This is a genomic window from Blastococcus sp. SYSU DS0619, assembly GCF_054051035.1.
Genome location: NZ_JBJHAM010000040.1, coordinates 1 through 5,570 on the forward strand (window position 1 = coordinate 1; position 5,570 = coordinate 5,570).

General features: G+C 77.4%; 4 protein-coding genes. 3 read left to right on the forward strand and 1 reads right to left on the reverse strand.

Going from position 1 to position 5,570, the window contains the following annotated elements; genetic code table 11:
* Positions 1-157: 157 nt before the first annotated feature.
* The 3 genes from ACI79T_RS20980 (at position 158) to ACI79T_RS20990 (ending at position 2,839) form a co-directional block, all read left to right on the forward strand.
* Positions 158-1,531 (forward strand): ABC transporter ATP-binding protein, encoded by a 1,374-nt coding sequence (locus ACI79T_RS20980; RefSeq protein WP_456612032.1) that lies wholly within the window; start codon positions 158-160, stop codon positions 1,529-1,531.
* Positions 1,532-1,547: 16 nt separating this feature from the next.
* Positions 1,548-2,303 carry an energy-coupling factor transporter transmembrane component T family protein gene (locus ACI79T_RS20985; RefSeq protein ID WP_456612033.1) on the forward strand — a complete coding sequence of 252 codons (756 nt, stop codon included), beginning with the start codon at positions 1,548-1,550 and terminating at the stop codon, positions 2,301-2,303.
* A 113-nt stretch (positions 2,304-2,416) separates the two neighbouring features.
* Positions 2,417-2,839, forward strand: coding sequence for an ATP-binding protein (locus ACI79T_RS20990; protein ID WP_456612034.1), 423 nt, complete (start codon positions 2,417-2,419; stop codon positions 2,837-2,839).
* 6 nt (positions 2,840-2,845) lie between these two features.
* Here the strand turns inward: ACI79T_RS20990 and ACI79T_RS20995 are convergent, their stop codons facing one another.
* Complete coding sequence (locus ACI79T_RS20995; RefSeq protein ID WP_456612035.1) at positions 2,846-5,392, reverse strand: SpoIIE family protein phosphatase; 2,547 nt, start codon at positions 5,390-5,392, stop codon at positions 2,846-2,848.
* Positions 5,393-5,570: the final 178 nt, after the last annotated feature.

Below are 5,570 nucleotides of genomic sequence, written 5' to 3' on the forward strand. Positions count from 1 at the left end.
CCCCCCCCCCCCCCCCCCCCCCCCCCCCCCCCCCCCCCCCCCCCCCCCCCCCCCCCCCCCCCCCCCCCCCCCCCCCCCCCCCCCCCCCCCCCCCCCCCCCCCCCCGTCCGCGGAGGGCGGTGCGTCCGGGACCGTCGCCGGGGGTCCGGCCCGGGTCGTGGCCCGCGGCCTGGGCGTCCGGCACGCGTCGCGGCGGGCCTGGGCGCTGGCCGACGTCGACCTGGTCGTCGAGCCCGGTGAGCGGGTGCTGCTGACGGGTGCGTCCGGCGCGGGGAAGTCGACGCTGCTGGCGGCGCTCGCCGGCATCCTCGACCCCGAGGCGACCGAGCAGGCCGGGGAGCTCACCGTGGACGGCGTCCCGCCGGCCGCCGCCCGCGGGCAGCTCGGGATGCTCGCCCAGGACCCCGACAGCCAGCTGGTCATGACCCGCGCCGGGGACGACGTCGCCTTCGGGCTGGAGAACGCCGGCCTGCCCGCCGACGAGATCTGGCCGCGCGTCGACGAGGCGCTGGCCGCGGTCGGGTTCGGGTACGGGCGGGACCGGCCGACGCAGGCGCTCTCCGGCGGGGAGAAGCAGCGGCTCGTCCTCGCCGGTGCGCTGGCCCGCCGTCCCGGCCTGCTGCTGCTCGACGAGCCGACCGCCCAGCTCGACCCCGCGGGGGCCGACGTGGTGCGAGGCGCCGTCGCCCGGTCGACGGCCGACCGGCGGGCGACCGTGATCGTCGTCGACCACGACGCGGAGCCGTGGCTGCCGCTGGTCGACCGGGTGGTGGAGCTCCTGCCGGGTGGGCTCGTCGAGCAGCCGCCCGGCTGGCGGCCGGCCCGCCGCACCGCCGGGCTCGACCTCCTCGCCGGGCCGGACGGACCGGTCCTGCTCACCGCCGACGCGGCCGGTTTCACCTACCCCCGGACGGCGAGCCCGGCCCTGCGCCCCACCGACGCCGCCCTGCACGGCGGCCGGGCCCTCGCGGTGACCGGGCCGAACGGTCGCGGCAAGTCCACGCTCGCACTCCTCCTGGCCGGCCTCCGGGCGCCGACCACCGGCCGGGTGGAGGCGGCCGAGGAGCTGGCCGCCGGGGTCCGCGGCGGGCACCGGGCACCCATCCGGTGGCGGGCCGGCGAGCTGGTCACCCGCATCGGCACGGTGTTCCAGCACCCCGAGCAGCAGTTCCTCACCGGGCGGCTGCGCGACGAGCTGGCGCTGGGGCCGCTGCGGTCGGGCACCGGAGACGCCGCCGCCCGGGCCACGGCCGAGGAGCTGCTCGAGCGGCTCGGCCTCACCGCGTTCGCCGACGCCAACCCCTACACGCTCTCCGGCGGACAGCAGCGCCGGCTCTCGGTGGCCACCGTGCTGGCCACCTCCCCGCGCGTGCTGGTGCTCGACGAGCCGACCTTCGGGCAGGACGCCGCCACCTGGCGGGAGGTGGTGACCCTGCTCGCCGAGCAGCGGGCCCGGGGCTGCGCCGTCGTCACCGTCACCCACGACCGGGACCTGGTCGAGGTCCTGGCCGACGCGGAGCTCTGTCTCTGATGGCCATGGACCTCTCATGACCATGGTGCTCGGGCCGGTGGCCGACGTCCCGCTGTCCCGGATCAACCCGGTGGCGCAGCTGACCGCCATCGGCATCGTCACCGTCGTGCTCCTGACCAGCCTCGACGTCGTCACCCCGGCGATCGTGCTCGCCGTCGAGCTGTGCCTGCTGCCGGCCGCCGGCCTCACCGATCCGCGCGACCTGTGGCGGCGGACCTGGCCGCTGCTGCTCGGCGCCACCTCGGTCGGCGTGGTCAACGTGCTGCTCGCCGGCGACGCCGATCCGCTGGCCGGTGTCGGGCTGGCGCTGCGCGTGATCGGCCTGGCCCTGCCGGGGGTCCTGCTGGTCGCCTCCACCGACCCCGTCCGGCTCGCCGACGCGCTGACCATCCACTGGCGGGTCTCCACCCGGTTCGCCTACGGCGCGCTGGCCGCGCTGCGCCTGGCCCCGCTGCTGGTGGCCGAGTTCGAGGCGGTGCGGTTGGCGCGGCGGACCCGCGGGGTGGAGGCCGGGCGCAACCCCGTGGCCCGCGTCCGGCTGCTGGCCGGGGTGGGCTTCACGTTGCTGGTCGGCGCGGTGCGGCGCGGCTCCCGGCTGGCGACGGCGATGGACGCCCGGGGCTTCGACTCCGGCATCCCCCGCTCGAACGCCCGGGGCTCCCGGCTGCACCCGCGCGACACCTGGTTCGTGCTCGCCACGGTGGTCGTCTGCGCGGTCGCCGTCACCGTCAGCGTCCGGACCGGGCACTGGTCGCCGGTGTTCGTCGGCTGAGCGCACCAATCGGTGTGATCTGGCCGACTTCAGGTTTGATCCGCGCCCCACAGGCCGATACGAGACTGTTCGGCCGACGCGGAACCACGCCGGCCCGGGATCGAGGAGCGCGCGTGACAGGGCAGGCGGCCGGCACCATCTGGCCGTCGGCGTTCCCGCCCGAGGCCGAGACCGTGCTCTCCTGGCAGCTGCGCGACGTCGCCGAGCTCCCCGCCGTGCGCGCCGAGGTGCGGGAGTGCGTGGATGGGTCCGCGGTCGAGGACCTCCTCGACCGGCTGGTCCTGGCCCTGGACGAGATGGCGTCCAACGCGCTGCGCCACGGCGGCGGGAACGTGCAGGCAGCGCTGCGCAGCACCGGCGACGCGTTCCTCGTCGAGGTGTCCGACCAGGCGACGCAGACCCCGCCGACGCCGGCCGTCGGGCGCGACCCCAGCTTCGGCGGGCTGGGGCTCTACCTCATCGCCGAGCTGGCACCGCAGCACGGGTGGTACGTCGGCGACGGCGCGAAGCACGTCTGGGCCCTGCTCGCGAGCTGAGCCCGCTCAGTCCTGCGGGTGCAGGCGGATGGCCACCAGGGCGACGTCGTCCTGCAGCCCCTCGGGCCGCAGGCGCTCGATCACCGCATCGCAGAGCTCCGGCAGCGGCCGGTCGGCCAGCTCGACCAGCGCCGCCCGCAGGCGGGCCGTGCCCTCGTCCAGCGAGAGGTCGCGCCCCTCGACGAGCCCGTCGGTGTAGAGCAGCACGGTCGTGCCCCGCGGCACGGTCACCACCGTCTCGGTCCGCCGCGCGGAGGCGTCCACGCCCAGCATCAGCTCGGCGCGCTCGCCGGCCAGCTCCTCGATCCGGCCGTCCGGGCGGAGCACCAGCGGCGGCGGGTGCCCGGCGTTGGACCAGCGCAGCCGGCTCACTCCCGCGGCGCGCTCCTCGGCGGCCTGCTCGACCCGCACGATCGCGGCGGTCGCCAGGGTGCCCATGCCCAGCCCCTGGACGGCGGCGTCGAGGTCGGCCAGGACGGCGGCGGGACCCATGCCGCCCCGGTAGCCGATCCCGCGGAGCATGCCGCGCAGCTGCCCCATGGCCGCGGCCGCCTCGGTGTCGTGTCCCACGACGTCGCCGATGACCAGCATCGTGGCGCCCGACGGCTGCACGAAGGCGTCGTACCAGTCGCCACCGACCTCGGCGACGGCCATCGCCGGGTGGTAGCGCACGACGATCTCGGCGTGGTCCGGCTGCGGCGGGGCGGTGAGCAGGCTGCGCTGGAGCCCCTCGGCCAGCCGCCGCTGCTGCCGGTACAGCCGCGCGTTGTCCAGCGCGAGCGCGATCCGCCCGGCGATGTCCCGCGCCGTCGCGACGTCCTCGTCGCCGGGCACCGGCCGGTCGGCCGAGCGGTACAGGCTGAGCGCACCGACCGTCCGGCCGCGGGTCGTCATCGGCAGCGTCATCGCCGACTGCGGGGCCAGCGCCCAGAAGGCGTCGCTCGCCGGGCCCGGCGGCAGCGTCCGGCCGACGGCCGCGCCGACGTCGGGGACGACGAGCGCCTGGCCCGAGGCCAGCGCCCGCAGGACGGGGGCGTCCGGCTGCAGGGCCGCCAGCCGGGCGGCCGCGTACCCGGCCACCACGTCCCTGAGACCCGCCTCGCGGTGCCAGCTGGCGACGTCGCGCATGCGGCCGTCGGCGTCGACCAGGCTGAGGATCACCCAGTCCCCGAGCTCGGGGACGAGCGTTCCGGCGACCCGCTGCAGCGCGCCCTCCTCGCTCTCCCGGCTGTCGAGCGAGGCGGCCATCGCCGTCGTGGTGTGCGCGACCAGCGCGAGCCGGGCGGCGCTGCGCCGTGCCCGGTCCTCGGCCGCGCGCCGCTCGGTCACGTCGAGGAAGGAGACCGACAGGCCGTCGGGCGTCGGCCAGGCGCGCACCTCGAACAGCGCGTCCAGCGGCGGGGGGTAGTACGCCTCGAACACGCGCTCCCGACCCGTCGACACCGCCGCCCGGTAGTGCCGTTCGAAGTCGCTGCCCACGGCCGCGGGGAACAGCTCCCAGACCACGCCGCCGAGCATGTCCTCGCGCGAGCCGCCCAGGACCCGCTCGGCCTCCGCGTTGACGTAGGTGAAGCGCCACTCCCGGTCCAGGGAGAAGAACGAGGCCTTCATCGCCTCCAGCAGGCGGGCGATGCGGACGTCCTCCTGCCGCTGCGGCGTGGTGTCGTAGCCGGCCCCGAGCAGCCGCACCGCGGTTCCGCCGTCGTCGGCGACCGCACGGCCGCTGCCCCGCACCCAGCGGGTCTCCCCCGTCGGCAGCACGACGCGGAACTCGGCGTCGTAGTCACGCGACCCGTCGACGGCCGCCTGCAGGGCCTCCATCGTCCGTTCCCGGTCGTCGGGGTGGACGCGCGAGACGAACGAGTCGATGGTCTCGTCGAACTCCGCCCGCTCGTACCCGAACAGGGCGAGCAGCCGGTCGTCCCAGAGCAGCCGCCCGGTCTCCAGGTTCCAGTCGAAGCTGCCGATGCCTGCGGCGTCGATCGCCAGCTCGAAGCGCAGCCGGTGGGCCTCGTACTCGGCGGTGAGGGCCATGAGCTGCAGCTCCGTGCCCACGGAGTCGGCGAGCTGGCGGAGCAGGGCGACGTCCCGGTCGGTCCAGTCCCGCGCCCGGGGCTCGTAGGCGCACAGCGCACCGATCGGCTCGCCGCCCATGATCCGGAGCGGGATGCCGAGGTAGGCCCCGACCTCGCCCGCCCGGACCGGCTGCCGGTCGGACACCCGCTCGTCCCGGGCGGCGTCCGGCACGACGACGGGCTCGTCGGCGGCGACGGCGACGGCGCACAGCGACTCGCCCAGCGGCAGCCGTGCCCCGATACCGCCGGGCGGGAGCCCCGTGCCGGCCACCGCGGTCTGCACCTCGCCGACCAGCGAGACCTGGGCGGAGTCGCAGTCGAGCAGCCGGGTGGCCAGGTCGGTGAGCCGCTGCAGGCTGCGGTTGCCGAGGGCCTCGCCGGCCAGCCGGCGCACGAGTTCGGTGCGGTCGTCCGAGCCCGGCGCCGCCCCGTCCGGGGACCCCTCGGGGGGTGGCCCGTCGGAGAGCTCGGCGGTCACGGGACTTTCCTCCACAGACGGTCCGCGGGTGGCCGGCGGCACGGTTGCTCCGGTACGCGGCGGGAGGTAGAGGGTGTCACACCGCCGGGGGGGGGGGGGGGGGGGCGGCGGGGCGGCCGGGCGGCGGTGGGCCCGGGGCGGGGCGGGGGGGGGGCGGGGGCGGGGGCGGGGGGGGGGG

Coding starts and splice junctions, on each gene's coding strand:
- ACI79T_RS20985 (WP_456612033.1), top strand. CDS start 1,548: ATGACCATGGTGCTCGGGCCGGTGGCCGACGTCCCGCTGTCCCGGATC.